Here is a 22990-nt window from a genome sequence, read left to right as displayed (position 1 = left end):
GAGGTGCTCGGCGAGCCGGTCGGGCTGCAGGGCGCCCCAGGGGCCGGGGCCGGTCGGCGGGTAGGTCGCGGTGATCCACGACCGGACGGCCTCGCGGCGCTCCCCCTGGTCCGCGAGGCTCGGCACCCTCCGCAGGACCTCGGCCGCCTGCTCACGGTCGTCCGCTCCGACCAGCAGGGCCGCGGCCAGGGCGTCCTCGAGTGCCCCGTCCGTCAGCGGTGGCCGCAGCCGATGGGCGGTGGCGTTCCTCAGCCAGTACCGGCGCTCGTGCACGAGCATGCGCTCTTCGACGTCGGCCGCCTCCCCGGTCGTCGTCGGCGGCGCGGCATCAGGAGGGTCGTCGGCGGAGTCCCGGACGGTGTCCAGCAGGTCGGCCAGCGCGGTCATCTGCAGCGTCAGGGCGTTGTCGAACCCCGCGCGGTCGAGGACTGGGACGGGCAGGGCGCGGGCCAGGGCCGGCCAGTCGGGCCGTTGATGTCCGCTGACACCGGGCAGCGCCGCCGCGAACGCCTCGGCCGCCCGCCGGTACGTCCGCGGGCGGTCGGCCGGCGCGGCTTCCAGCGGGGGGAGCCCGACCACCGGAGCGCCGTCGAGCAGTTCCTCGGCGATGCGATGGGCGGCCTTCGTGTTGTTCCACCAGTCCCCGGCGGTGCGGGAGAGCAGGAGCAGCCTGAACGGCGCGGCGTGCTCCTCGGCGGCCGCCAGCAGGGCGGACAGCTCGTCGAGGCGGGTCTCCGCGTAGTCCAGCACCACCAGCAGGGGGCCGGTGACCTCCCACAGCGCGGCCAGGTCCGTCGGTGCCGCGTTCGCCCGCGGCCACAGCACCGTCCAGCCTTCCGGGAGCGGCCGCCGGGCCAGCCGGCGGGCGAGTTCGTGCGCCACGCGGGTCTTGCCCTGCCCGCCGGGGCCGTGGAGCAGCCAGGCGCCGAAACCCGCCTGCTCGCACCAGGCGGTCAACCGGTGCAGGAGCTCCTCACGGCCGTGGAAGTCCACGACCTGCCGTTCGGCCGTCAGCAGGGCCGCGGGAGAGGCCAGTCCGCCGGCTGGCCTCGGCGGCTCCTTCTCGACCAGGTCCTGGAACTCCACCAGCCCCAGCGCCGTCGAGCCGGCGCCGTGCTCGTCCAACGCGGCGCGGAAGGTCGCGTCGTGGTGCAGCACATAGGCCGGCACCGCCCTCAGCGCCGAGTGCCCGTAGTACGCCATGTCACTGGCGACGACCCCGATCAGCATCCCGCCGCAGAACAGCGCCGCTCCCGACAGCCCGGCCCAGGGTGAGAGCCCCTCGCCGGTCGGCTCGGGCGGGTGGTCGTCCAGCCTGACGACGTAGTGGTTGCCGACGAAGCCGCTGCCCGGGTTGATCCTTCCGGTCTGCTGCCCGGCCTCCGTCGCCCTGCCGGGGCGCTGGGCCACGGCAGGGGTGCCCCAGGTCTCGCACTTCTGCCGTGGGCGCGAGGTGGCCAGGCGCCCCCAGCGGACCTTCGCGCCGCCGGGCGGGTACCACCGCCCGTCGTCCACGAGCACCAGCGCGGCGTCGTCGCGCCCCCCGGGCGTACCGCACCACACCACCACGCCGTCGTACAGCGGTTCTTCGCCCGGGCGGTACAGCCGCACCGTCGTGGCCCGGCCGACGACGTGTGCGGAGGTGAGCACCAGCCGCGGGCCGATGACATAGCCCGATCCGGGCCCGTCCGGGCCCTCCACCGTCACCACACGCTCGCGTTCCACCCCGACCCCTCCACCTGCTCGTCGCGTCCGTGTCCGCCGGTGCGGGGTCAGCCAGGAATGCGCCCGCCCACCGGGCCGGGACCCTTGGGGCGCTGGGCGGACCCGCGGATGATCACGTCCTGGTCGTCGGCGGTGCGCGGCGTCAGCGTGAAGGACACCCGGTGGGTGCGGCCGCGGGAGACCCCGGCCTCCGCCTCCGCCGTCACCGCCCACACCCGGAAGTCTCCCCTGGCCTTCGCGTCCGCGCGCAGCTCGACCTCGAACTCCATCTCCACCGGCCCCACCGCGAACGCGATGTCCTGGCCGATCCCGCGCGCCGCGGCCTCCAGCAGCTCATCGCGCACGGCCGCCACCGCGTCTGCCAACCCGATCTCCACGAGCCCCACCCCTTCGGCGATCACGACATCCCGGCGGAGGGCTTGCGCGCAGGTCCCGCCTCGAGCCCAACTCTCCCGGGCGGGCGAGATGCTACCGGCGCGGACCGGCCCGGGGGGAGGAATAGCGCAGGATCGGAACACGGTCTCTGCCCGGCCGAGCTGGTCCGCGCCCCGCGGCCCGTATCGGCCGGCGGCCGGTCACGACCCGCCCGGTAGGGTACGTGATCATGACGGACACCCCGGTCGGGCACCCCCGGACACACACCCGCCCGACCGGCGGCACTCCCCGGACCGGCACCGCGCCCAGGGCCGCCACCGCGCGCAAGACCGGCAGCGACCTGCACCTCGAACTCGCCGCCGGGGGCCGCCGCGCCGCGCTGATGGCCGCCCTGCGCGAGGCGATCCGCAGCGGCCGGCTCACCCCCGGCACCCGGCTGCCGCCCTACCGCTCGCTCGCCGCCGACCTCGGCATCGCCCGCAACACCGCCGCCGACGCGTACGCCGAACTGGTCGCCGAGGGCTGGCTCACCGCCCGCCAGGGCTCCGGCACCACCGTCGCCGAGCGCGCCGAGCCCGTCACCCCGGCCCGGACCCGCCGGCCGTCGCCGCCGCCCCGGCCCGCCCACGACCTGCGCCAGGGCCAGCCCGACGCGGCCTCCTTCCCCCGGGCCGACTGGCTCGCCGCCGGGCGCCGGGCCCTCACCGCCGCGCCCAACGAGGCCTTCGGGCCCGGCGACCCACAGGGCCGCCGCGAGCTGCGCGCCGTCCTCGCCGACTACCTGGCCCGCGCCCGGGGCGTGCGCACCGACCCGGACCGCATCGTCGTCTGCTCGGGCTTCGCCCACGCGCTGCGACTGCTCTTCGACGGCGCGGGGGCCGTGCTGCCGGGGCGGGTCGACGGGCCGCTGGCCGTCGAGGCGTACGGGCTCTCCTTCCACCGGGCGCTGCTGACCGCCGCCGGGGTGGCCACCGTGCCGCTGTCGCTGGACGAGAACGGCGCACGGGTCGGTGAACTGACGAACCGTCAGGATGTCAGGACGGCGCTGCTCACCCCCGCCCACCAGTTCCCGACCGGCGGGCCGCTGCACGCGGCCCGGCGCGCGGCGGTGGTGGACTGGGCACGCGGGCGCGGCGGTCTCGTCCTGGAGGACGACTACGACGGCGAGTTCCGCTACGACCGCCAGCCCGTCGGCGCCGTCCAGGGGCTGGACCCGGAGCGGGTCGTCTACCTCGGCACCGTCAGCAAGAGCCTCACCCCCGCCCTGCGCCTCGGCTGGATGGTGCTGCCCGAGCACCTGGTGGACCGGGTGCTCGCCGCCAAGGGGGAACGGGAGGCCTGGGCCAGCGCGCTGGACCAGCTCACGCTCGCCGAGTTCATCGACTCGGGCGGGTACGACCGGCACGTCCGGCGGATGCGCCGGCGCTACCGGGACCGCCGCGACCAACTGGTCGTGGCCCTCGCCGCCCGGGCCCCGCACATCGAGGTCTCCGGGATCGCGGCCGGTCTGCACGCGGTGCTCCGGCTCGCGCCCGGCACCGAGCGGTCGGTGCTCAAGGCCGCCGCCTACCGGGGGCTGGCCGTGGACGGCCTCGCGGACTACCGCCACCCGCTGGCCGACCCGGACACCACGCCCGCCGCGGACGGCCTGGTCGTGGGCTACGCCACCCCGCCCGACCACGCCTACCCGGCCGCCCTCGCCGCGCTGTGCGACATCCTGCCGCCGCCCGTCTGAGCCGGGGCCGGGCGCCCGCCGGCCCGGGTGGCGGCAGCCGTCCGGGTAGAGGCGGAGGGTAGGCGTCCGGACGGCGCGGCGGGAGGGCGGAGCGTACGCAATGGCCCGCCGCGTCCGCTCCGCTGTCATATGCCAGTACGGGCCGGGGCGGAGGCGGGCGCCGCAGGCGGCACCGCGCCCTACGCTCCATGGTCATGCGCAGAACACATGTGAGCCGCTTCGGACTTGCCGCGATCCTGGCCCTCGTGGTCGGTCTGCTCTTCTCGGCCGCCCCGGCCCAGGCCGACACCCCGCTGCTCGCCGTCAGCGCCGACAGGGCGACGGCGACCCCGGGCTCCTCGGTCACCCTGACCCTGACCCTCACCAACCCCCACAACACCCCGGTGCAGTTCGTCTACCAGTCCATCCAGCCGACGTACGCGACCACCCAGCTCACCGGTCTCAAGTACGCGTTCTCGGCCTGCGGCGGCAACGTCAGCGCCTGCGACACCGGTGCCACCACCGGCATCGTCCACCACACCGTGCCCGTCGCGGCCGGCGGCAGCACCACCGTCACGCTGACCTACGCCATCGCCTCCGACTCGGCCTGCGGCTCCGGCGCACGGATCGACTTCTACACGTACATCTACTACGAGTACCAGTCCGGCGGTGCCAGCGACTCCGGCATCCTCAACGTCCCCGGCAACGAGGTCACCTGCTCCTGAGCCCCGCCCCCCTCGAACCCCCGTCAGGTGCCGGCCGCCCCCGTACCGGCACCTGACGGGCTGTCCGGGTGGATTGTCGGACCCGGATGGCAGGCTTGCGCCCATGGCCGAACCGCTGCTCACCGACCCCGCCGGGGCCCTGACGACCCCGATGCCGTACGCCGTGCACGCGGCGATCCGCGAGCGGGCCGACGAGCGGACCGCCCCGCTGGTGGACGGGCTGCTGCGACCCTCGCTCGCCCTGCACGCCGGTCCGCAGGGCCCCGAAGGCCCGCGGGCCGGGCACCTCGGCGGACGGCCCGTGCTGCCGGCGGGCACCGACTGGCCGGAGTCCGCCGGGCGGCCGATGCAACTGCTCGCCCGGCTCGACTGCGCCGCACTGGCCGAGGCCTTCCGCACCACCGGGCACGGCGGCCGGTGGCCGCTCCCCGCCGACGGGCTGCTGCTGTTCTTCCACGACGACCGCTTCGCCGACTTCAGCGGCCACGGCTGCCGCGTCCTGCGGGTGCCCGCCGACGCCCCGCCCGGGCCCGCCCCCGCGAGCGGGGCCGGCGCGTCCGTGCTGCCGGCCGTCGAGGTCCGGGCCCACTGGGCGCTCTCCGCGCCGTCCTACCAGGACCGCGAGCTGGAGAACCTCTTCCCGGACGACTTCATGATCGCCCTCGACCTCGCCGCCGACTTCCGCGACCACCTGCCCCGGCCCGACGTCCGGGTCCTCGGCTGGTGCGACACCGACACCGGCCGCCCCACCGGCCACCGCCCGCTGCTCCAGGTCGAGGGCTCGGCGGCGGGCGCGGACTGGGGCGAGACCGTCAACGTGTCGTTCTGGATCACCGACGAGGACCTGGCGGCGGGCCGCTTCGACCGCGTCCGGCAGGGCTTCGAGGTGGCCTGAGCGGCGACCGTCCGCGTCGCTGATCCGGCTGCGGTACGGGCGGCGTCCTACCCCCGGGCGAGCCCGCGGTACCGCTCACCAGGCCCGACCCATGTGCTCCTCAGCTGTACTCCTCAGCGTCTCTGGCCGGAACGGTCCAAGGACGCTTCCGTCCTCCCTGGGAGCCTTCCGCCTGCCCTGAGCGGCGACGAAGCTGGTAACAGCCGCCGGGGAGCAACACCCCGACGGCCCGCCGGACGAAGCGTCACCGCGGGACGCGAAGCCGGATCCGACTGCCCGTCGTGCCAGGGAAGGCCGTTCCATGCCTCGTACCGTCACCACCATGACCGCCGCGGTCGTCACCCCACTCCCCTCCGACGACATGATCTGGGGCTGACCACCCGCCCCCACCGTCACCGGCACACCGCCCGATCGGCTGCTCCTGCAGGGCAGCCGCCCAGCGCACCGGGACGACGCTCCGGAAGCCGCGTATCCGCAGACCGGGGACGGTCGGGCAGGCGTGCGGCGATCCCTGTCCGTCCCGTTTCGCGAGGGCTCTGACCCAGGTGGCGGCCACGACCGCGCCGCCGGCCCGACGGCACCCCCGAGCGTGTGCCCTGCACCACTTCAGTGCATGCACCCCTTTCAACCGCGTCCAGTCATGGAGACAACTGTGTCCGTTTCGCGTTCCACAGTCCGCGCCGCTTCCGTCCTGCTCGCCGCCGGCCTGTCCGTCCTCGCCCTCGGTGCCTCCCCGGTGAACGCCCAGCCGGGCCCGACGGCGGACACCACGCCCCCCGTCGTGGTCGACCACTACGACAAGGGCGGTGCCGGCCAGGGGCCGAGCACCCCGATCGAGGCTCAGAACTCGCTCATGGCCGCCGCTCCGGTTCTCACCCGCTCCCAGGTCCTCGCCCGCGCCGACACATGGGTCGGCAAGAACCTCGTCTACAACGGGAGCGGCGCTTTCCAGGGCTACCGAACGGACTGCTCCGGTTACGCCTCGATGGCCTGGAAGCTGGGCACTCCCGGCCTGGACACCACCAGCTTCGTCCCCGGTGGTGTCGCGTCCTGGCTCGGCAGCAAGAACGACCTCAAGCCGGGCGACGCCCTGCTGAACAACGCCGCGGGGCTTGCCGGACACATCGTCATCTTCGACCAGTGGGCCGACAGCGACCACAACTCCTACATCGGATACGAGTTCACCGGATCCGGCGTCCATCACCGGACCATCCCCTACCCCTACTTCTCCGGTCACGGCACGTTCGGCCCGGTCCGCAACAACAGTGTGATCGACGACCCGGTCGCCCCCACGACGCCGGTGTACAGCGGTGATGTGCCGGTGGCGGGGCGTTGGCCGGGGTCGTCGTCGACGACGGTGGGGGTGTTCCGGGACGGGGTGTGGGGGTTGCGGATCTCGAATTCGGCGGGGCCTGCGGATGGGACGGTGAGTTTCGGTCAGGCGGGGGATGTGCCGATCGTGGGTGACTGGGACGGTGTGGGTCATTCGCAGTTGGGTGTGTACCGTCCGTCGACGAACACGTTCGCGGTGCGTCATGACGACGGTGGTTCGACGTCGTTGGTGTTCGGTCAGGCGGGGGATGTGCCGGTGGTGGGGAACTGGGATGCGAACGGGCATGCGCAGATGGCGGTGTACCGTTCGTCGACGAACACGTTCACGGTTCGGCATGATGACGGTTCGGTGTCGTCGGCGGTGCTCGGTCAGGCGGGGGATGTGCCGGTGGTGGGTGACTGGGACGGTGTGGGTCACGCGCAGATGGGTGTGTACCGTCCGTCGACGAACACGTTCGCGTTGCGGCATGACGACGGTTCGGTGTCGTCGGCGGTGTTCGGTCAGGCGGGTGATCTGCCGATCGTGGGTGACTGGAGTGCCAAGGGGCGTAGTACGTACGGCATTTACCGTCCGTCGAGTGTGACGTTCGCGCTGAGTGGTGCGTATGCGGGGCAGGCGGACACGGTGTTCCCCTTCGGTAACGGCGGCACCTGGAGCTGACCGGAGGCAGGACCGGAGGAACCGACGGGCCGGGGCGTGTGCGAGTCGGCCGACAAGCGGCACCCGCACGCCCCGCTCCGTTCCCTGGCTGCCCCGACCCGTTGCTCCGTCGCGCGGTACGACGAACAGGCCACCCGGGACGGCCGGTTGCGGCCGCCCCATTCGAACAGCCGTCCTGGTCCGCCGGAGAGTCGGCGTTGGTCCGGGCGCCGTTCCGAGCGTCGGCCTGCGAGATGTGTGCATCTGTTCGAGAGTCGAACGAACGTTCCCTGGGTCCGTGGCCCCCCGGTGGGCCGCGGGCCTCGCCGTTTCGTCGTTCGAGCGGAAGGGGGCGTTCCGGCGCGCGGGCGATTCGCATGCACGGGGATTCGAAGATCTGTCTAGAGGAGGCCGAGGGATTCCAACCTCTTCATGGCCGATATTCACCCTATCGGGCGGCACCTTCTGCATGGACCGGTCCGGCGGGGCGTCTTTGATCTAGGGTTCCGGATGGGCCTTCGGAAACGGCGGCCACCCTGCGAATCTTCGCCAACTTCCCATTATCCACGCATATGTGACGACACGTCGCGGCTCGCGCCGGGGCGGGTCCGGCGCGACCTGACCAGATGAAGGAGAACCCTGCCGATGCCGGTGGACACCAGCTCGGAGTCACAGCAGGTGCCGCAGCAGTCGAGCCTCGCCACGGCCGCTGCCCGCAACCTCGCCACCACCACCAAGTCCGCACCCCAGATGCAGGAGATCACCTCCCGCTGGCTGCTCAAGGTGCTGCCCTGGGTGCAGGCCGCGGGTGGTGCCTACCGGGTGAACCGGCGGCTCACCTACACCGTCGGTGACGGCCGGATCGAGTTCATCAAGACCGGTTCCGAGGTCCGGGTCATCCCGCGCGAGCTGGGTGAACTCGCCCTGCTGCGCGGCTTCGAGGACGACGAGGTGCTGACCGCCCTCGCCGACCGCTGCGAGCAGCGGGACTTCGGGCCGGGCGAGGTGCTCGCCGAGGCGGGCGCGCCGGCCGACCGGATCTACCTCATCGCCCACGGCAAGATCAACAAGATCGGCACCGGCAAGTACGGCGACGACACCGTGGTCGGCGTCCTCGGTGACGGCGACCGCTTCGGCGAGACCGCGGTGCTCGACCCGGACGCCGTCTGGGAGTTCACCGCCAAGACCGTCACCGCCGGTACCGTCCTCTCGCTGCCCCGGCGGCAGTTCCAGACCGTTCGGGACGGCTCCACGGCGCTCCAGGAGCACCTGCGTGAGTTCCTGACCCTGCCGCAGCAGGCCCAGAACGAGCGCGGCGAGGCCGAGATCGCGCTGTCGGCGGGCCACCACGGCGAGTACGAGCTGCCAGGCGCCTTCGTGGACTACGAGCTGAAGCCGCGCGAGTACGAGCTGAGCGTCGCGCAGACCGTGCTCAAGGTGCACACCAGGGTCGCCGACCTCTACAACCAGCCGATGAACCAGATCGAGCACCAGCTCCGGCTGACCATCGAGGCGCTGCGCGAGCGCCAGGAGCACGAGATCGTCAACAACCCGGAGTTCGGCCTGCTCAACAACGCCGACTTCGACCAGCGGATCCAGACCCACTCCGGTCCGCCCACCCCGGACGACCTCGACGAGCTGCTCAACCGCCGCCGTGACCCTGACTACCTGCTCGCCCACCCGCGCACCATCGCCGCCATCGGCCGTGAGCTGAACTCGCGCGGGCTCTACCCCCACCATGTCGACCTCGGCGGGCAGCAGGTGCCGGCGTGGCGCGGGGTGCCGATCCTGCCGTGCAACAAGATCCCGATCACCAAGGAGAACACCAGCTCGATCCTGGTGATCCGGACGGGCGAGGACAACCAGGGCGTCATCGGCCTGCACCAGACCGGGATCCCGGACGAGTACCAGCCGAGCCTCTCGGTCCGCTTCATGGGGATCAGCGAGAAGGCGATCATCTCCTACCTGGTCAGCGCCTACTACTCGGCCGCGATCCTGGTGCCCGACGCCGTCGGCGTGCTGGAGAACGTCGAGATCGCGCACGGCCGCGCCTGAGCGAGGCCGCGCCCGGACGGCCCGCCCCCGGAGGCGGGCCGTCCGGCGTCGGCTCTCCCCGTACCGGCCGACCCTCCTGAGAACGCGAGAGGTGTAGGGAGCCCATGCCGCAGCCCCAGCAGCCGACGGATACCGATGGACGGTCAGCCGTGACCCGAGAGCTGACCTTCGCGAGGAGCGGCGGCGCTGCCGTCGGCGCTCCCGGGCGCGGAGTCCGGGTGGCCGGGGCGGCGGCCGGGGTGGCCGCGCTCTGCGCGCTGCTGAGCGGCGCGGCCGCCGCCCGGCCCGCCGGGCACCACGGCGGGGGGCGCCCGCACGGTCCGGTCGTCGTCGAGACCTGTGTCTCCGCCGGGACGGACGTCTCGGTTTCGGTCGGCAAGGGCGGCGTGGGTGTCGAGGTGGACGTCGACGTGGAGGTGGGCGTCTCCGTCGACCTCTCCGGGGTCCTGCACCATCCGCAGCCGCACCACCCCAAGCCCGACCACTCCGGCGGACACCACCACCACCCGTGTCCGAGCCCGACGCCGACTGTGACGCCCAGCCCCACGCCCACGCCCACGCCGACGCCGAAGCCGACTGTGACGCCGACGCCGACACCCAGCTTCACGCCGACCCCGACTCCGACGCCGCCCCCCGTGCCGGTGCCGCCGCCCGCGCCCACACCCACGTCCGCACCCACCCCGCCGCCCGCGTCGCCCCGGCCGGAGCCCAAACCCGCGCCGACGCCGGACGTACGGCCGGCCGTACCGCCCCCGGCTCCCGCGCCCAAACCGCCCGCGCCGCCCGAACCGCCGGCGCCGACCGTCGCGCCGAGCCCGGCGGCCCCCAGCCCGGTGCGGGCGACACCCGCCGCGAAGCCGCTCCGGCTGCCGCCGGCCCCGCCCCCGCCCCCGCCCGCCCCGGAGCGTCGGCACGGCACGTCGCCCACCCGGACGATGCTGCTGGTCACCGTGCCGGCCGTGCTCGCGGCAGCGGTCCTGCGCCCGCGCGGCGGGTCCGGACGCGGCGGCTCCGGCCGGTCCTGAGGCGGGCTTCCCCTGAGGTCGGCAGCTCCTGAAGTCGGCCACTGCCGAGGCCGGTTGCCGCTGGGGCGGCCGGTCCCGAAGCCGGGTCCGCCCGCCCGTGGGCGGGCCCCCGGCCACGACGAGAGATCCACCCCCAAGAAGCAGGAAGGGAGTTCCCATGTCCGAGTGGTTGGCGCTGGCCATCGCCATGTCGGCGGCCTGCGCCGTCGTGGTGGCGGTGGTGCTGCTGAGGCACCGCAGGGTGCGCGAGGGCGACAGCTCCGACGAGACGCCGGACGTCATCGAGTACATGACGATGATGATCGGCGTGGTCTACGCGATCGTGCTCGGCCTCGCCATCGCGGGCGTCTGGGAGGCGCGCGGCGCCGCCCAGGACGACGCGCTGCGCGAGGCGCAGTCGCTGCACGAGGTGAGCGAGCGGGCGCAGGTCTACCCGGTCGAGTTCCGCGACAAGGTCCGGGCCGACGTGGACGCCTATGTCTCGTACGTGGTGGACGTCGAGTGGACGTACATGCGCGAGCACGGCGAGATCTCCGACCGGGGCACCGAACTGCTGGACATGCTGCGGGCGGACGTCGCCACCCACGCCCCCGAGAGCGACCTGGAGTCCCAGGCCTACCAGCCGATCATGGACCGGATCAGCGCCGTCGACGAGGCCCGCAACGCCCGTGGCCAGAACGCCGGTCCGACCATGCCGGGCGTGGTCTGGTTCGGCCTGATCGTCGGGGCGCTGGTCACCGTCGGCATGGTGTTCGCGCTCCAGATCCGGCGTTCGGCCAGGGAGTTGGTCCTGGCGGGTGCGTTCAGCGCGTTGATCGCCTTTCTGCTCTTCCTGATCTGGGACTTCGACGACCCGTTCGGCCGCAGCGTCTCGGTGACCACCCAGCCGTTCACCGACCTCTTCCCGACCCTGGGCGGCGGCGGCTGACCGCTGTTCGGGCGGCTGCGTAGCCGCCCGCGCCCTCGGATAATCTGACCGGGTCGTTGGGGGTCGGCCCCGGCGGAAGCACCGAAGGGATCATCCGTCGTGTCCTACCAGCAGCCCGGCCCCGGCGTCTCGTTCCCGCCGCAGCGCCCCCAGCGGGCCTGGTGGTGGCTGCCCGAGTCGGAGCGCCTCCGACGGCGGGAGCAGCGGCGGGCCTGGGAGGAGTACCGGCGCCGCAACGGCAAGCCGAAGAAGCGCGACAACGACTGCCTGGACGCCTGCGACTGCTGCGACCTCGCCGACCCCTGTCTGATCGCCCTCGTCCCGGTGATGATGGCCGCGGGCGTCCGGTTCGCCCTCGCCGGCGTTCGCGCCGGACGGCGGCCGGGCGCGGCGGGCGGTGCGGGCCCGGAGACCGGTGCGGACCGGGCGGCGCCCGTTCCCGAGGGCTTCGCGGCGGGCGCGCTGTACGGGGCGGTGCGGTACTACCGGACCGAGATCAGCCCGAAGCGCCCGGCCTGCTGCCCCTACACGCCGTCCTGCTCGACCTACGCCGTCCAGGCGCTGCACCGGCACGGTGCGCTGCGCGGCGCCCGGCTGACCGTCGGCCGGCTGCTGCGCTGCCGTCCGGGCGCGACCCCGCGCGGTGGAGCGGACCCGGTGCCGCGGAAGCGGTAGCGGCGGGCGGACACCCACGCCCGGACACCCCCGCCGGGCACACACGCCGGACACCACGCCGGACACACGCGGGGGCCGCGCGGATCACCTCGATCCGCGCGGCCCCTGGCCGTTCACTGACGGTGCGTCAGTGCAGGCTGCTGTTCATCGCGTTGAGCAGGGTGCCGGAGGCGTCGTCGTTCTCCAGGGAGAAGGCGAACATGCCGGCCAGGCCCTTGCTCTTGGCGTACGCCCCGCGCGCCTGGATGGCCTGCGGGGTGTCACCCGTCCAGAAGTTGGTGCCGTCGTAGACCCACGAGGTCTCGGTCACCGGGTCCCAGTGGGTGTTGGCCGCGGTGGGGGTCAGCTCCTTCCAGGCGGCCAGACCGGCCTCCTGGCTCAGCGGCTTGGCCGCGGTCGGGCCGGTCGCGCTCTGGTAGAGGCCGTAGTTGGAGCCGGCCGGGACGCCCGTCCAGCCGCGCCAGTAGAACGGGATGCCCAGCACCAGCTTGTTCGCCGGGAACCCGCCGGTGATGCCGTACTCCGGCAGGCCGGTGGTGTACGCGGCGAGCGTGGTGTCCACGTTGTACTTGCGGGTGCCCGGGGTGATCGGCGTGGTCGGGTCGGCCGGGCTGTCGTGCAGCGGGTCCTGGTGGTTGGTCGGGCCCTTGGCGTCCCAGGCGCCGTGCATGTCGTAGGTCATGATGTCGGCGTAGTCCAGGTACGCGCCGATCTTGTCGGTCTCCAGCAGCGCGATCTTGTCCTGGCCGCTCGGCAGCGCCGCCGTCAGCAGGAAGTGCTTGCCCTGCGCGGAGCCGAGGGCGTCCAGCTGGGTGCGGAACTCCTTCAGCAGCAGGGTGAAGTTCTGCTTGTCGGCGGGGGAGTAGTGGTTGCCGGTGTGACCGCCGGCCGAGCCCGGGTACTCCCAGTCGAGGTCCACGCCGTCGAAGAGGCCGGCCGCCGAGGCCTGCCCGCCCGAGGCGTCACCGGCGATGTTGGTCGGCAGGTTCCCCTTGAGGAACATGTCGACGCAGGAGGAGACGAAGGCCTTGCGGGAGGCGTCGGTCGCGGCCGCGTCCGAGAAGTACTTGGAGTACGTCCAGCCGCCGATCGAGATGGTGAACCGCAGGTTCGGGTACTTGGCCTTCAGCTGGCGCAGCTGGTTGAAGTTGCCCTTGAGCGGCTGCTCCCAGGTGTCGGTGGTGCCGTCCACGCTGTTGGCGCCGGTGTAGCTGTCCTGGTAGTCCGCGTAGGCGTCGCCCGCGCCGTCACCGGCGTTGGGGTTGTTCTCGTTGCCCGAGTCGGAGGCCTTCACCGCCTGGAAGCAGGTGTGCGAGGTGGGGTGGATGTTGGCGAAGGCGTAGTTGATGACGTCGAGCTTGCTCGCGGCGCCGCTGGTGTCGACGTTCTTCGGGTAGTACGCGTTCTCGTAGATGCCCCACTGGTCGAAGTAGGCCGACCGGAACGGGCTCGCCGCGGGCGCGGCGGAGGTGGTGGTGCTCACCGGCGAGGACTGGGCGGAGCCGTGGGTGCCGGAGTAGCCCTGGACGCTGAAGGTGTAGGCGGTGCCGGGCAGCAGCGAGCTGACGGCCACCGAGGTGCCCATCGAGGTCGCCACCAACTGGCCGCCGGAGTACACCTTGTAGGAGACCGGGCCGTCGCCGCTGGTCAGGGTGGACGGCTGCCAGCTGAGCACCACGGCGTTGCTGGTGACCTTGCTGACGGTCACCCCGGTGGGCGTGGTCACCTTGCCGTCGCCGGCCGGGCCGGTGGCCGTGGCGGTCGCGGTGGGGCTGGCGCTGCCGGTCGGGCTGTTGGAGGCCGTCGGGCTGTTCGACGCGGTCGGGCTGCTGGACGAGGTCGGACTGCTCGACGCCGTCGGGCTGCTGGACGCGGTGGGGCTGGTGCTGCTGGTCGGCCCGCCCGGGCCGGTCAGGCTGAGGTCGTCCGCGCGGTAGGTGCCGGTGCCGTACCAGCCGTGGGTGAAGACCGTCACCGAGGTGGTGCTCGCACCGGTGGTGAAGGTGGTGCTCAGCTGCGTCCAGCCGGTCGCGTTGGGCGCCCAGGTGGAGGCGTTGACGCCGGTGCCGGTCGCGCCGAGGTAGACGTAGCTGCCCTGGACCCAGCCGGCCAGGGTGTACGTGGTGTTGGGCTGGACGGTGACCGTCTGCTGGCACTGCGCGGTGTCGGAGGCGGAGGCGGCGGCGCTGAGCGCGTAACTCCCGCCGTGCACCGGGGTGGTGACGGCCGACCCGTTGGCGCAGGTCCAGCCGGCCAGGGTGCCGGTCTCGAAGTCGGCGTTGGTCAGCAGGTTGACCGCGGCGGCCGAGGCCGTGTTGAGCGACAGGGCGAGGGCGGTGCTGCCGGTGGTGAGGGTGGCCGCGAGGGCCAGCGCGGTGGCGCGCCGGCGGGGCGCGGTGGACCGGCGGGTGGCAGGGCGTGCGGGCAGGACTCTGTCGTGCATGCGATGTCCTCCGGATGAGTGGGGTTTCCGGCGGTGCGACGGCCCGGGGCGGGCCGCAGGGGAGCCGAACCGAGCGCTGTGGGGGCGCGCGGGGACGGGTGACACGAACTGGGCGTACGGTGCCGCGGCACGGCCGGCCCGGAGGCCACCGTGTCACGACATCACAGATTGGACTGGACCAATATTCGCCGTCAAGGGTGCCCGCCCGATGGATGGTTGGCGGACTCCAGGACGGACCTCCGGAGCTGTCCCCGGGACGGACCTCCGGATCGGGCCGACCGCCCCGGCGCCGCGACGGAGCGTCGGCGGTCCCGGCGGCGTGCGGGGGTTCCCCGGCCCGCCGCCAGTACCGTGACCGTACGAAGCGGACCCGCCGAACGAAGGACGAGCCATGGACAGCCAGGACTGGGACGACCGGTACGCCGCGAGCGAGCTGGTCTGGGGCGCCGAACCCAACCGCTGGGTGGTCCGCGAACTGACCGGGCACACCCCCGGCCGCGCCCTGGACGTCGCCGCCGGGGAGGGCCGCAACAGCATCTGGCTGGCCCGCCAGGGCTGGCAGGTCACCGGCCTCGACTACTCCGCGGTCGCCGTCGAACGGGCCGAACGGCTCACCGCCGCCCTGCCCGACGAGGTCGCCGACCGGCTCACCTGGCGGCACGGCGACGCCCGCACCTTCGAACTCCCGGCCGACGGCTACGACCTGGTCCTGGTCGCCTACCTCCACCTGCCGGCCGCCGAACGCCGGGCGGCGCTGCGCCGCGCCGCCGCCGCGCTCGCCCCCGGCGGCACCCTGCTGGTGGTCGGCCACGACACCACCAACCTCACCGAGGGCATCGGCGGCCCGCAGGACCCGCGCGTCCTGTTCACCCCGGACGACGTGCTCGCCGACCTCGCGTCCACCGGCCTGCGCACCGTCCGGGCGGAACGCGTCCGCCGCCCGGTGACCGCCGAAGCCGGTCACCGGCGGACACCCGACGCAGACCCGGTCCACCCGGTGGCCGCCGAGGCCGTCGACGCCCTGGTCCGGCTGGAGCGCGGGTAGCGGGCGCATCCTGGCCGACCGGCGACAGCGCCCCGGGCCCGGCCCGGTGGGCGCGCCCACCGTCGGCGCAACGGGGGCCCTGCGGCGGGGCCGGACGACGCTGGGCCGGGTGAGCAACGGGAGATCCGACGAGAAGAGCCCGCACCGGCTGATCGCCCTGACACCGCTGGTGCTCGGCATCAAGGTCCCCACCGGACTGGACGCGGCCGGGTTCCGCAACGCCGTGCACGACGCACTGCCGCAGCTCGGAGCCTGCGCGCCGAGCTTCGCCATCCTCGCCGGCCACTGGCGTGACCACCGCCGGATCCTGCGACTGCCGCCACGCAATTCCTGCCTGCCGGGAGCTCTTCAGCCCTGTCCGTGGATCACCTGAAGCTGCTCTGCGGGCCCTCCGTTCTCACGCGCCGGAGTTCCAGCGGCGGTCTCCGCCGGAGGTCGCCGACCGGCGCCCTGTGTGCAGGACTTCGTCGCTCTCGGGGTCCGCCACCTCCCAGCCGAGCAGAGCGGCCATCCTCGCCGCCAGTGCCTGTGCGGCTTCGTAGGCCGGGGGGCCGCCGCCCGAGGAGCAGATCAGCTCCACCACGTTGACCCGCTGGGGCACCGTGCCCTCGTGGACGGCGTAGCTACCGGTGCTGTCGCACGCGGCGAGGGTCACATGGAGCCAGTCAGGGCCACCCTCGGCCTCGTAGAAGGCGAGGTCGGTCCTCCGAAGGCCGGGCACCGAGTCCAGGCACTCCACCAGCACAGACGCCGGGGTGCTCTCGCTGTAGCGACAGTCCGAGCGAACGGTCAGATACCTGTACATTCCCGCATCCTCGCATCCGCCCGAAGGGGCAAGCGAGGGCGGAACGAGAGAGCTCCGGGCGTAGTCCCTGGCGCGCCCGCCGGGAACCGGCCGCCGGCCAACGGCGGGGGAGCAGGGTTCGGTGCCTGGCGGCAGGCCGGGGGCTGAACCGGGAACCGGGAACCAGGAACCGGGGCCCGCCCCCGGTTCCCGGTCCAGCCCCGCCGGGTCAGTCCCCGGCGGGCTCCAGCGCACCCGTGAGGTGGTCCCAGGCGACGTTGACGTGCAGCCGGACACCGGTGACCAGAGTGTCGTCGTCGGCGTAGAAGTGCGGGTTGTGGTTGACCGCCACCCCGCGCCCGCCCGGCACCGGGACGACCGTGCCCTCGGCGGTGCGCTCGGTGTCCTGCACGCCGAGCATCACGTACAGCCCGCCGAACGCGTTGACGAACTCCGAGACGTCGTCGTACCCGAGCGAGGGCTGCACCTCGGCGACCCGGTCCGCGCCCACCACCCGACGGAAGGTCGGCAGCGCCGCCGCCACCCACTCCGGCCGGTTGTGCAGGGCGGGTACCGGCTGGAGATAGTCCACCCGCGCCGTGCAGTTGTACGCCAGGGCGGTGTGCTCGGCCAGCGTCGCCAGGCGCTTCTCCACCTCGGCCATCTCCGACTCGACGGCGCACCGGATGGTGCCCCAGAGGGTGACCTGCTCGCCGATGATGTTGAACCGGCCGACGTCCTCCAGGTGCCCGATGGTGACCGCGACCGGGTCGTAGGCCGAGCGCTGCCGGTAGAGCTGGCCGATCCCGGTGAGCACGGCCCCGGCGGCGGGCATCGGGTCCTCGCCCCGCCAGGGCGAGGACCCGTGCGTCTGCCGGCCGGTGATCACGATCCGGACCAGCCGGGAGGCGCTCAGCTGGTAGCCCGCGTGGTAGCCGACGTGCCCCTTCGGGTCCGATGTGACGTGCAGGCCGAACACCATGGACGGCGCGGGGTCGGCGAGCGCACCCTCGGCGAGCATCACGCGCGCCCCGCCCGGCTCGTCCACCGGCGGGCCCTCCTCGGCGGGCTGGAAGACGAACAGCACCGTGCCCGGAAGCTCCCCCCGGACGCCGGCCAGGACGGTGGCCGCGCCCAGCAGGATCGCGACGTGGCAGTCGTGGCCGCAGGCGTGCGAGACGGGGAACGGGCCGCCAGGGTAGTCGGCGTCCACGACCGTGGAGGCGAAGTCGGTGCCGCAGCGGTCCGGCACCGGCAGCGCGTCGGTGTCGGCGCGCAGCGCGATCACCCTCGTACCCGGGCGGCCGCCGCGCAGCACGCCGACCACGCCGTGGCCGGCGATGCCGGTGCGCACCTCGTCCAGGCCGAGCGCGCGCAGGTGGTCGGCGATCAGCGCGGCGGTGCCGGCCTCGCGGTTGGGGAGCTCGGGGTGGGCGTGCAGATGGCGGCGCCAGCGGATCACCTGGTCGGCGATCTCGGCCGCGCGGCGGTCCAGTTCGGCGTGGAGCGGGTCGACGGGTGCGGCGGCGGGTGGGCCGTCGGCCGTGCTGCCGGTGCTGCCGGTGGTGCCGGTGGTGCTGTCGGACGTGGCGCGGTCCGTGTCGTGGTGCGTGTCGGTCATCGCGTACCCCTCCCGGTGCCAGGATCGTGTGGTGATGATCGTAGAAGCGGGGTACGGGGTTTCCCAGAGGCGACTCGTGCGGACCCGGCCGCTCTACAGTGCTGTAGATTCAGGGTGCGCAGGCGGAGGAACGAGGAGGGCGCGATGAGCGTTTCGCTGGCCAAGGGGCAGAAGCTGAGCCTGGAGAAGCCGGGCGGTGGTCGGTTGGGCGTGGTGCGGATGGGTCTCGGCTGGCGGGCCGTCCAGCGCAAGGGGTTCTTCGCCAAGCTGCTGGCCTCGCAGGAGATCGACCTGGACGCCTCGGCCGTGCTGTTCTCCGAGGGCAAGCCGGTGGACGTGGTGTTCTTCCAGCACCTCACCAGCAACGACGGTTCGGTGCGGCACAGCGGCGACAACCTGACCGGCGGCGCGGGCGACGCCACCGACGACGAGTCGATCACGGTGGACCTGACCCAGGTCCCGGCCGTGGTCGACCAGATCCTCTTCACCGTCAACTCCTTCACCGGGCAGACCTTCCAGGAGGTCGAGAACGCCTTCTGCCGCCTGGTGGACGAGCAGACCGGCGCCGAGCTGGCCCGCTACACGCTGACCGGCGGCGGTCCGTACACCGCCCAGATCATGGCCAAGGTGCAGCGCACGCCCGCCGGTTGGCAGATGGCCGCGATCGGCCAGCCGGCCAGCGGCCGTACCTTCCAGGACCTGATGCCGGAGCTGGTCAAGTACCTGTGACGGCGACGCCGCGGGGCCCGTCCGGGACGAACCGGACGGGCCCCGCGGGCTGTTCACCGGCCCCGGGCGCCGTGGGCCGGGTGAGCCGGGTGGGTCAGGTGAGTTCCAGGTCGCGCCGCTTGAACCCGGCCAGGCCGAGGGCGAGCAGGGCGGCCGCGACCAGGGTGAGTGCGGCGAGCGGCGTCCAGTCCATCCCGGCCGCCGGGAGCCGGGGCACCTGGCCGAACGGCGAGAGCCGGTTCAGCGCGTCCGGCAGCTTCAGCAGCGGGCCGAGGTAGCCGATCACGAAGGCGTACGCCGGGACGAGCCAGGCCAGCGGCGCGGCCCTGGGCAGCCAGCCGTACACGGCCGCGGCGAAACCCACCGTCACCCACTGGGCGGGCGCGAACGCCAGGGCCGCGCCGGTCAGCCGTAGGAACGCGCCCCCGTCGCCGGTGGAGACCGCGCCCGCGAGGCCGAAGCCGAGACCGGTCGCCAGCATCAGCGCGGTGGATCCGAGCAGCGCGACCGTCAGATGGCCGCCCAGCCAGCGGGTGCGGGAGAGGCCGGTGGCGAGCACCGGTTCGGCCCGCCCGGCGGCCTCCTCCGCGCGCGGGCGCAGCGTGGCCAGCACCGCGTAGACGGCGCCCACCACGGCGACGACCAGCATGGTCATGGCGGCGAAGGAGTCGGCGAGGGAATGGCCGCCGAGCCGCGCCAGGGCGTCCCTGAGCTGTTCGACGTCCTTCAGCATCGAGTCGGCGCCGCCGAGCAGTGAGCCGTACATCGCGCCGAGCAGCACCAGCGCCACCGCGAAGCCGCCCAGCAGGCCGCGGTGGAGCCGCAGCGGGAAGCCGAGCGCGGTGCCGAGCGCGGGGCTGCCGACGGGCGGGCCGGGGCGGGTGGCGCGCAGCCCGGCGCCGACATCGCGCCGGGTGCTGAGCGCGAACGCCGCCGCGCCGGTGGTGGCGGCGAGGGCGAGCACCGGCGGCAGCGGCCACCAGCGGTCGTCGACGAAGACGTAGGTGCGCTGGAGCCAGCCGACCGGGGAGGCCCAGGACAGTCCGTTGCCACCGGCGTCCCCGGCCGCGCGCAGGGCGTAGGCGGCGCCCAGTACGGCGAGGGCCAGGCCGGAGGCGGTCCGGGTGTGCGCGGTGAACTGGACGGCGACGGCGGCCACGGCGGCGAACAGCAGTCCGGCGGCGGCGTGTGCCGCTCCGTACAGCAGGGCGCCGCCGGCGGTGATGCCGGGGACGCCGAGGGCGGGCAGCCCGGCGGCGAGCAGCAGGGCGAGCGCGAGGTTGGCGACGGCGGCGGTGGCGAGCGCGGCTGTGAGCTGGGCGTGGCGGCCGACCGCGGTGGAGCGGACGAGTTCGGCGCGGCCGCTCTCCTCCTCGGCCCGGGTGTGCCGGGTGATGATCAGGATGCTCATCAGACCGGCCAGGACGGTCATCAGACCCAGCATCCGGTGCCCGAGCATGGCGCCGTAGGTGTAGTCGCCCAGGTAGTGGGCGGGCCCGGTCAGGGCGAGCACCGCCGGGCTGTCGGAGGCCCGGGCGATCGAGGCGCGGTCGGCGGCGGTCGGGTAGACGGTGTGGAGGCTGTTCGCGGTGGAGAGCGTCAGCAGGCCCAGGCCGAGCACCCAGGCCGGGAGGCGGAGGCGGTCCCGCCGCAGGTCGAAACGGAGCAGCGCGCCGGTGCCGGCCAGCACGCCACCGGGAGGCCGGGGGCGGCCGGCCGCCGTGCCGGCGGAGGCGGCGGTGGTGGCGGTCATCGCGGGGCCCCGCCGTCGCGCTCGTCGCCGGTGCCGCGGTGGCCGTTCGCGGCCAGCTCGTCGCCGTAGTGGCGCAGCATCAGCTCCTCCAGCGTGGGCGGGTGGCTGACCAGGCTGCGCAGTCCGGCCGCGCCGAGCCGCTGGACGGCGGCGTCCAACCGGGCGCCGTCCACGGCGAAGTGGACCCGGTTGCCGTCGGTGCGGACGCCGTGGACGCCGGGCAGGTCCGCCAGGTCGGTGACCGGCCGCTGGGTCTCGGCCTCGATGGTGGTCCGGGTGAGGTGGCGCAGTTCGCCGAGGGTGCCGCTCTGCACCACCCGGCCCCGGCGGATGATGCTGACCCGGTCGCCGAGCTTCTCCACCTGGGCCAGGATGTGGCTGGAGAGCAGGATGGTCCGCCCCTGCCGTTTGGCCTGGAGGACGACGTCCTGGAAGACGACCTCCATCAGCGGGTCGAGGCCCGCGGTCGGCTCGTCGAGCAGCAGCAGCTCGGCGTCGGAGGCCAGCGCGGCGACGATGGCGACCTTCTGCCGGTTGCCCTTGGAGTAGGCGCGGCCCTTCTTGGCCGGGTCGAGGTCGAAGCGTTCGACCAGTTCGTCGCGGCGGCGGCGGTCGTGGTTGCCGTGCAGCCGGGCGAGCAGGTCGATGGCCTCGCCGCCGGTGAGGTTCGGCCAGAGTTCGACGTCGCCGGGGACGTAGGCGAGGCGGCGGTGCAGCTCGACGGCGTCGTTCCACGGGTCCTTGCCGAGCAGCCTGGCGGTGCCGCCGTCGGCCCGCAGCAGGCCCAGCAGCACCCGGATGGTGGTGGACTTCCCGGCGCCGTTGGGCCCGAGGAAGCCGTGCACCTCGCCGGTCTCGACCGTGAGGTCGAGGCCGTCCAGCGCGGTGGTCCGGCCGAAGGACTTGCGGAGGCCGGACAGGGCGATTGCCTTCGTCATGCTCCTGAAGATACCGTAGTTTCAGAAAAACGTGAATATTGGGAAGGCGCTAAAGTCGGGGCGGACGCGGATGTGGCGCTTGGAGGAAGGTGTGCGGGTGAAGCGGGAAGAGCGGGACGCCGGGGCGGTCTCGGAGTTCGTCGAGCGGTTCGCGGCCGAGCTGACGGTGGCCGGGTTTCCCCGGATGCCGGCCCGGGTCTTCTCCTGCCTGATGGCCGAGGACAGCGGCGTGCTCACCTCCGCCGAGCTCTCCGAGCGGCTGCGGATCAGCCCGGCGGCCGTCTCCGGGGCGATGCGCTATCTCAGCCAGACGGGCCTGGTCTCCAAGGAGCGCGAGCCCGGTTCGCGCCGCGACCGCTACCGGGTGTTCGACGACGTCTGGTTCGCCTCCCTGGCCCGGCGTGACGAACTGCTGGTGCGCTGGGTGCGGGTGCTGAGGGACGGTGAGTCCACGCTCGGTCCGGACAGTGTCGCCGGTGAACGGCTGGCCGAGAGCGCCGAGTTCTTCGAGTTCATGATCGGCGAGCTGGACGGTCTGCTGGACCGCTGGCGCGCCCACCGCGCCGCCCTGGCGGGCTGAGGCCCGCGGCGGAAGGCCGCGGTCGGGGTCGCCGCCGCGTTCTTCCGTCTTCGGCGCCGGATTGGCTGGACGCTATATGTAGATCAACGATATATATGACTGCGTGACAGGACGCTTCATGCGAGAGCCGACCCCGCTTCGGGGCACCGCCCTCGCCGGTGCCCCGGGCACGGCTGCGTGCCCGGGCGGTCAGGTGGCGGACGCCGCCCGCCCACCGGCGTGGCAGGGAGCGAGCGAACACAGCGTGCGAGTCGTCGGCGCCGACCGCGCCCGGCCCGACCGAGCCGAGCCCTCCGGGCTGCCGGGCGGGCCGCGGACAGGCCGGCCGGCCTGCCGCATCCATCTCAGAGCCGGGCTATCAGGGGAAGAGTCGGAGATCAGTGCAGCAGACTTCAACAGAGACCGTCGAAGAACGCCGGGACGGCGTCCGGGAGAACAGTGATCCGGTCGGCGCGACGCGACCGGTGGGCCTCGTGGCCCGGGGGGTGCGGCGGTTCGACCAGGCCCGGGGCCGCCGCTGGTTCTGGCCGGCGGCGCTGCTCGTCGGCTACGCCGTGGAGGTGCTCTTCCGGCTGGTGCTCGTCCGGCACCTGAACTACCCGTCCGTACACCCCGACGAGGACTCCTATCTCGTCCTGGCCCGGGTGCTGGCCGGCCGGCCGACCACCGAGATGCCGGTCGGCGTGGTGATCCCCGGCGGCTACCCGCTGCTGATCTCCCCGGCGCTGCGGATAGCCGACGACCCCGTCACGGCCTACCACCTGGTGATGGGGATCAACGCGCTGCTGAACGCGCTGGTCTTCCCGCTGGCCTTCCTGGCGCTGCGCCGCCTCGGCCTCCGCCGGCTGCTGGCGTACGTCTTCGCCGGCGTCACCGCGCTGCTGCCGCCGGTGATCTTCTACTCCGAGTTCGCCATGTCGGACACCGTCCTGCCGGTGCTGATCCTGGCCTGGCTGCTCTGCATGCACGGCTGGCTCAGCGACGGCCCGGTGAAGCGCCGTGCCTGGT

Annotated in this window: 19 protein-coding genes; 13 read left to right on the top strand and 6 right to left on the bottom strand. The window is 73.5% G+C overall.

What is annotated here, in order from left to right; genetic code table 11:
* Nucleotides 1-1772 precede the first annotated feature (1772 nt).
* The gene (locus tag AB0P06_RS34440; RefSeq protein ID WP_363614504.1) at nt 1773-2090 is read right to left on the bottom strand and encodes a trypco2 family protein; all 318 of its coding nucleotides are present in this window, start codon (nt 2088-2090) and stop codon (nt 1773-1775) included.
* 239 nt (nt 2091-2329) lie between these two features.
* On the opposite strand from AB0P06_RS34440, the gene AB0P06_RS34435 reads away from it, so the two are divergent.
* From AB0P06_RS34435 to yidD, 8 genes are all read left to right on the top strand, one after another.
* The gene (locus tag AB0P06_RS34435; protein WP_363614502.1) at nt 2330-3835 is read left to right on the top strand and encodes a PLP-dependent aminotransferase family protein; all 1506 of its coding nucleotides are present in this window, start codon (nt 2330-2332) and stop codon (nt 3833-3835) included.
* A gap of 194 nt (nt 3836-4029) precedes the next feature.
* Entirely contained in the window at nt 4030-4539 is a 510-nt protein-coding gene (locus AB0P06_RS34430) for a hypothetical protein (RefSeq protein WP_363614500.1), read from the top strand.
* A gap of 103 nt (nt 4540-4642) precedes the next feature.
* Nucleotides 4643-5434 carry a DUF1963 domain-containing protein gene (locus AB0P06_RS34425; protein ID WP_363614498.1) on the top strand — a complete coding sequence of 264 codons (792 nt, stop codon included), beginning with the start codon at nt 4643-4645 and terminating at the stop codon, nt 5432-5434.
* Nucleotides 5435-6086: 652 nt separating this feature from the next.
* Nucleotides 6087-7427, top strand: a complete 1341-nt coding sequence (locus tag AB0P06_RS34420) for a hypothetical protein (protein ID WP_363614496.1) — start codon at nt 6087-6089, stop codon at nt 7425-7427.
* Nucleotides 7428-8051: 624 nt separating this feature from the next.
* Entirely contained in the window at nt 8052-9461 is a 1410-nt protein-coding gene (locus tag AB0P06_RS34415) for a family 2B encapsulin nanocompartment shell protein (RefSeq protein WP_363614494.1), read from the top strand.
* 149 nt (nt 9462-9610) lie between these two features.
* On the top strand, nt 9611-10486 hold the full coding sequence (locus AB0P06_RS34410) for a hypothetical protein (RefSeq protein WP_363614492.1): 876 nt from the start codon (nt 9611-9613) through the stop codon (nt 10484-10486).
* A 157-nt stretch (nt 10487-10643) separates the two neighbouring features.
* Complete coding sequence (locus AB0P06_RS34405; protein ID WP_363614490.1) at nt 10644-11414, top strand: hypothetical protein; 771 nt, start codon at nt 10644-10646, stop codon at nt 11412-11414.
* Nucleotides 11415-11513: 99 nt separating this feature from the next.
* Entirely contained in the window at nt 11514-12089 is a 576-nt protein-coding gene (yidD, locus tag AB0P06_RS34400; RefSeq protein ID WP_363614488.1) for a membrane protein insertion efficiency factor YidD, read from the top strand.
* A 127-nt stretch (nt 12090-12216) separates the two neighbouring features.
* Here yidD and AB0P06_RS34395 read toward each other — a convergent pair whose 3' ends face one another.
* Nucleotides 12217-14532 carry a glycosyl hydrolase family 18 protein gene (locus AB0P06_RS34395; RefSeq protein ID WP_363614486.1) on the bottom strand — a complete coding sequence of 772 codons (2316 nt, stop codon included), beginning with the start codon at nt 14530-14532 and terminating at the stop codon, nt 12217-12219.
* A 391-nt stretch (nt 14533-14923) separates the two neighbouring features.
* Between AB0P06_RS34395 and AB0P06_RS34390 the strand changes: the two genes are divergently transcribed.
* Together AB0P06_RS34390 and AB0P06_RS34385 are read left to right on the top strand one after the other, a co-directional pair.
* Nucleotides 14924-15577 (top strand): class I SAM-dependent methyltransferase, encoded by a 654-nt coding sequence (locus tag AB0P06_RS34390; RefSeq protein WP_363614484.1) that lies wholly within the window; start codon nt 14924-14926, stop codon nt 15575-15577.
* 109 nt (nt 15578-15686) lie between these two features.
* Nucleotides 15687-15950 carry a TMEM175 family protein gene (locus AB0P06_RS34385; RefSeq protein ID WP_363614482.1) on the top strand — a complete coding sequence of 88 codons (264 nt, stop codon included), beginning with the start codon at nt 15687-15689 and terminating at the stop codon, nt 15948-15950.
* Between the two features lie 24 nt (nt 15951-15974).
* Here the strand turns inward: AB0P06_RS34385 and AB0P06_RS34380 are convergent, their stop codons facing one another.
* Together AB0P06_RS34380 and AB0P06_RS34375 are read right to left on the bottom strand one after the other, a co-directional pair.
* Nucleotides 15975-16382: a hypothetical protein gene (locus AB0P06_RS34380; RefSeq protein ID WP_363614480.1), complete on the bottom strand. Its 408-nt coding sequence runs from the start codon at nt 16380-16382 to the stop codon at nt 15975-15977.
* A 208-nt stretch (nt 16383-16590) separates the two neighbouring features.
* The gene (locus tag AB0P06_RS34375; RefSeq protein WP_363614478.1) at nt 16591-17982 is read right to left on the bottom strand and encodes an amidohydrolase; all 1392 of its coding nucleotides are present in this window, start codon (nt 17980-17982) and stop codon (nt 16591-16593) included.
* 144 nt (nt 17983-18126) lie between these two features.
* On the opposite strand from AB0P06_RS34375, the gene AB0P06_RS34370 reads away from it, so the two are divergent.
* Nucleotides 18127-18711 (top strand): TerD family protein, encoded by a 585-nt coding sequence (locus AB0P06_RS34370; protein ID WP_363614475.1) that lies wholly within the window; start codon nt 18127-18129, stop codon nt 18709-18711.
* A 94-nt stretch (nt 18712-18805) separates the two neighbouring features.
* Here the strand turns inward: AB0P06_RS34370 and AB0P06_RS34365 are convergent, their stop codons facing one another.
* Nucleotides 18806-20464, bottom strand: coding sequence for an ABC transporter permease (locus AB0P06_RS34365; RefSeq protein WP_363614473.1), 1659 nt, complete (start codon nt 20462-20464; stop codon nt 18806-18808).
* Complete coding sequence (locus AB0P06_RS34360) at nt 20461-21402, bottom strand: ABC transporter ATP-binding protein (protein WP_363614470.1); 942 nt, start codon at nt 21400-21402, stop codon at nt 20461-20463. Before AB0P06_RS34360 ends, AB0P06_RS34365 begins: the two co-directional genes overlap by 4 nt.
* A 97-nt stretch (nt 21403-21499) precedes the next feature.
* On the opposite strand from AB0P06_RS34360, the gene AB0P06_RS34355 reads away from it, so the two are divergent.
* On the top strand, nt 21500-21982 hold the full coding sequence (locus AB0P06_RS34355; protein WP_363614468.1) for a MarR family transcriptional regulator: 483 nt from the start codon (nt 21500-21502) through the stop codon (nt 21980-21982).
* 380 nt (nt 21983-22362) lie between these two features.
* Nucleotides 22363-22990, top strand: a 628-nt coding sequence (locus tag AB0P06_RS34350) for a phospholipid carrier-dependent glycosyltransferase (RefSeq protein ID WP_363614466.1), incomplete at its 3' end; no start/stop codon positions are given.

Source organism: Kitasatospora sp. NPDC088351, from assembly GCF_040685575.1.
In the GTDB taxonomy this organism is placed as follows: domain Bacteria; phylum Actinomycetota; class Actinomycetes; order Streptomycetales; family Streptomycetaceae; genus Kitasatospora.
This window is presented reverse-complemented; position numbering and strand designations above follow the sequence as displayed.

Coding starts and splice junctions, on each gene's coding strand:
- AB0P06_RS34390 (WP_363614484.1), top strand. CDS start 14,924: ATGGACAGCCAGGACTGGGACGACCGGTACGCCGCGAGCGAGCTGGTC.
- AB0P06_RS34375 (WP_363614478.1), bottom strand. CDS start 17,982: ATGACCGACACGCACCACGACACGGACCGCGCCACGTCCGACAGCACC.
- AB0P06_RS34430 (WP_363614500.1), top strand. CDS start 4,030: ATGCGCAGAACACATGTGAGCCGCTTCGGACTTGCCGCGATCCTGGCC.
- AB0P06_RS34370 (WP_363614475.1), top strand. CDS start 18,127: ATGAGCGTTTCGCTGGCCAAGGGGCAGAAGCTGAGCCTGGAGAAGCCG.
- AB0P06_RS34360 (WP_363614470.1), bottom strand. CDS start 21,402: ATGACGAAGGCAATCGCCCTGTCCGGCCTCCGCAAGTCCTTCGGCCGG.
- AB0P06_RS34405 (WP_363614490.1), top strand. CDS start 10,644: ATGTCCGAGTGGTTGGCGCTGGCCATCGCCATGTCGGCGGCCTGCGCC.
- AB0P06_RS34395 (WP_363614486.1), bottom strand. CDS start 14,532: ATGCACGACAGAGTCCTGCCCGCACGCCCTGCCACCCGCCGGTCCACC.
- AB0P06_RS34415 (WP_363614494.1), top strand. CDS start 8,052: ATGCCGGTGGACACCAGCTCGGAGTCACAGCAGGTGCCGCAGCAGTCG.
- AB0P06_RS34365 (WP_363614473.1), bottom strand. CDS start 20,464: ATGACCGCCACCACCGCCGCCTCCGCCGGCACGGCGGCCGGCCGCCCC.
- AB0P06_RS34425 (WP_363614498.1), top strand. CDS start 4,643: ATGGCCGAACCGCTGCTCACCGACCCCGCCGGGGCCCTGACGACCCCG.
- AB0P06_RS34435 (WP_363614502.1), top strand. CDS start 2,330: ATGACGGACACCCCGGTCGGGCACCCCCGGACACACACCCGCCCGACC.
- AB0P06_RS34380 (WP_363614480.1), bottom strand. CDS start 16,382: ATGTACAGGTATCTGACCGTTCGCTCGGACTGTCGCTACAGCGAGAGC.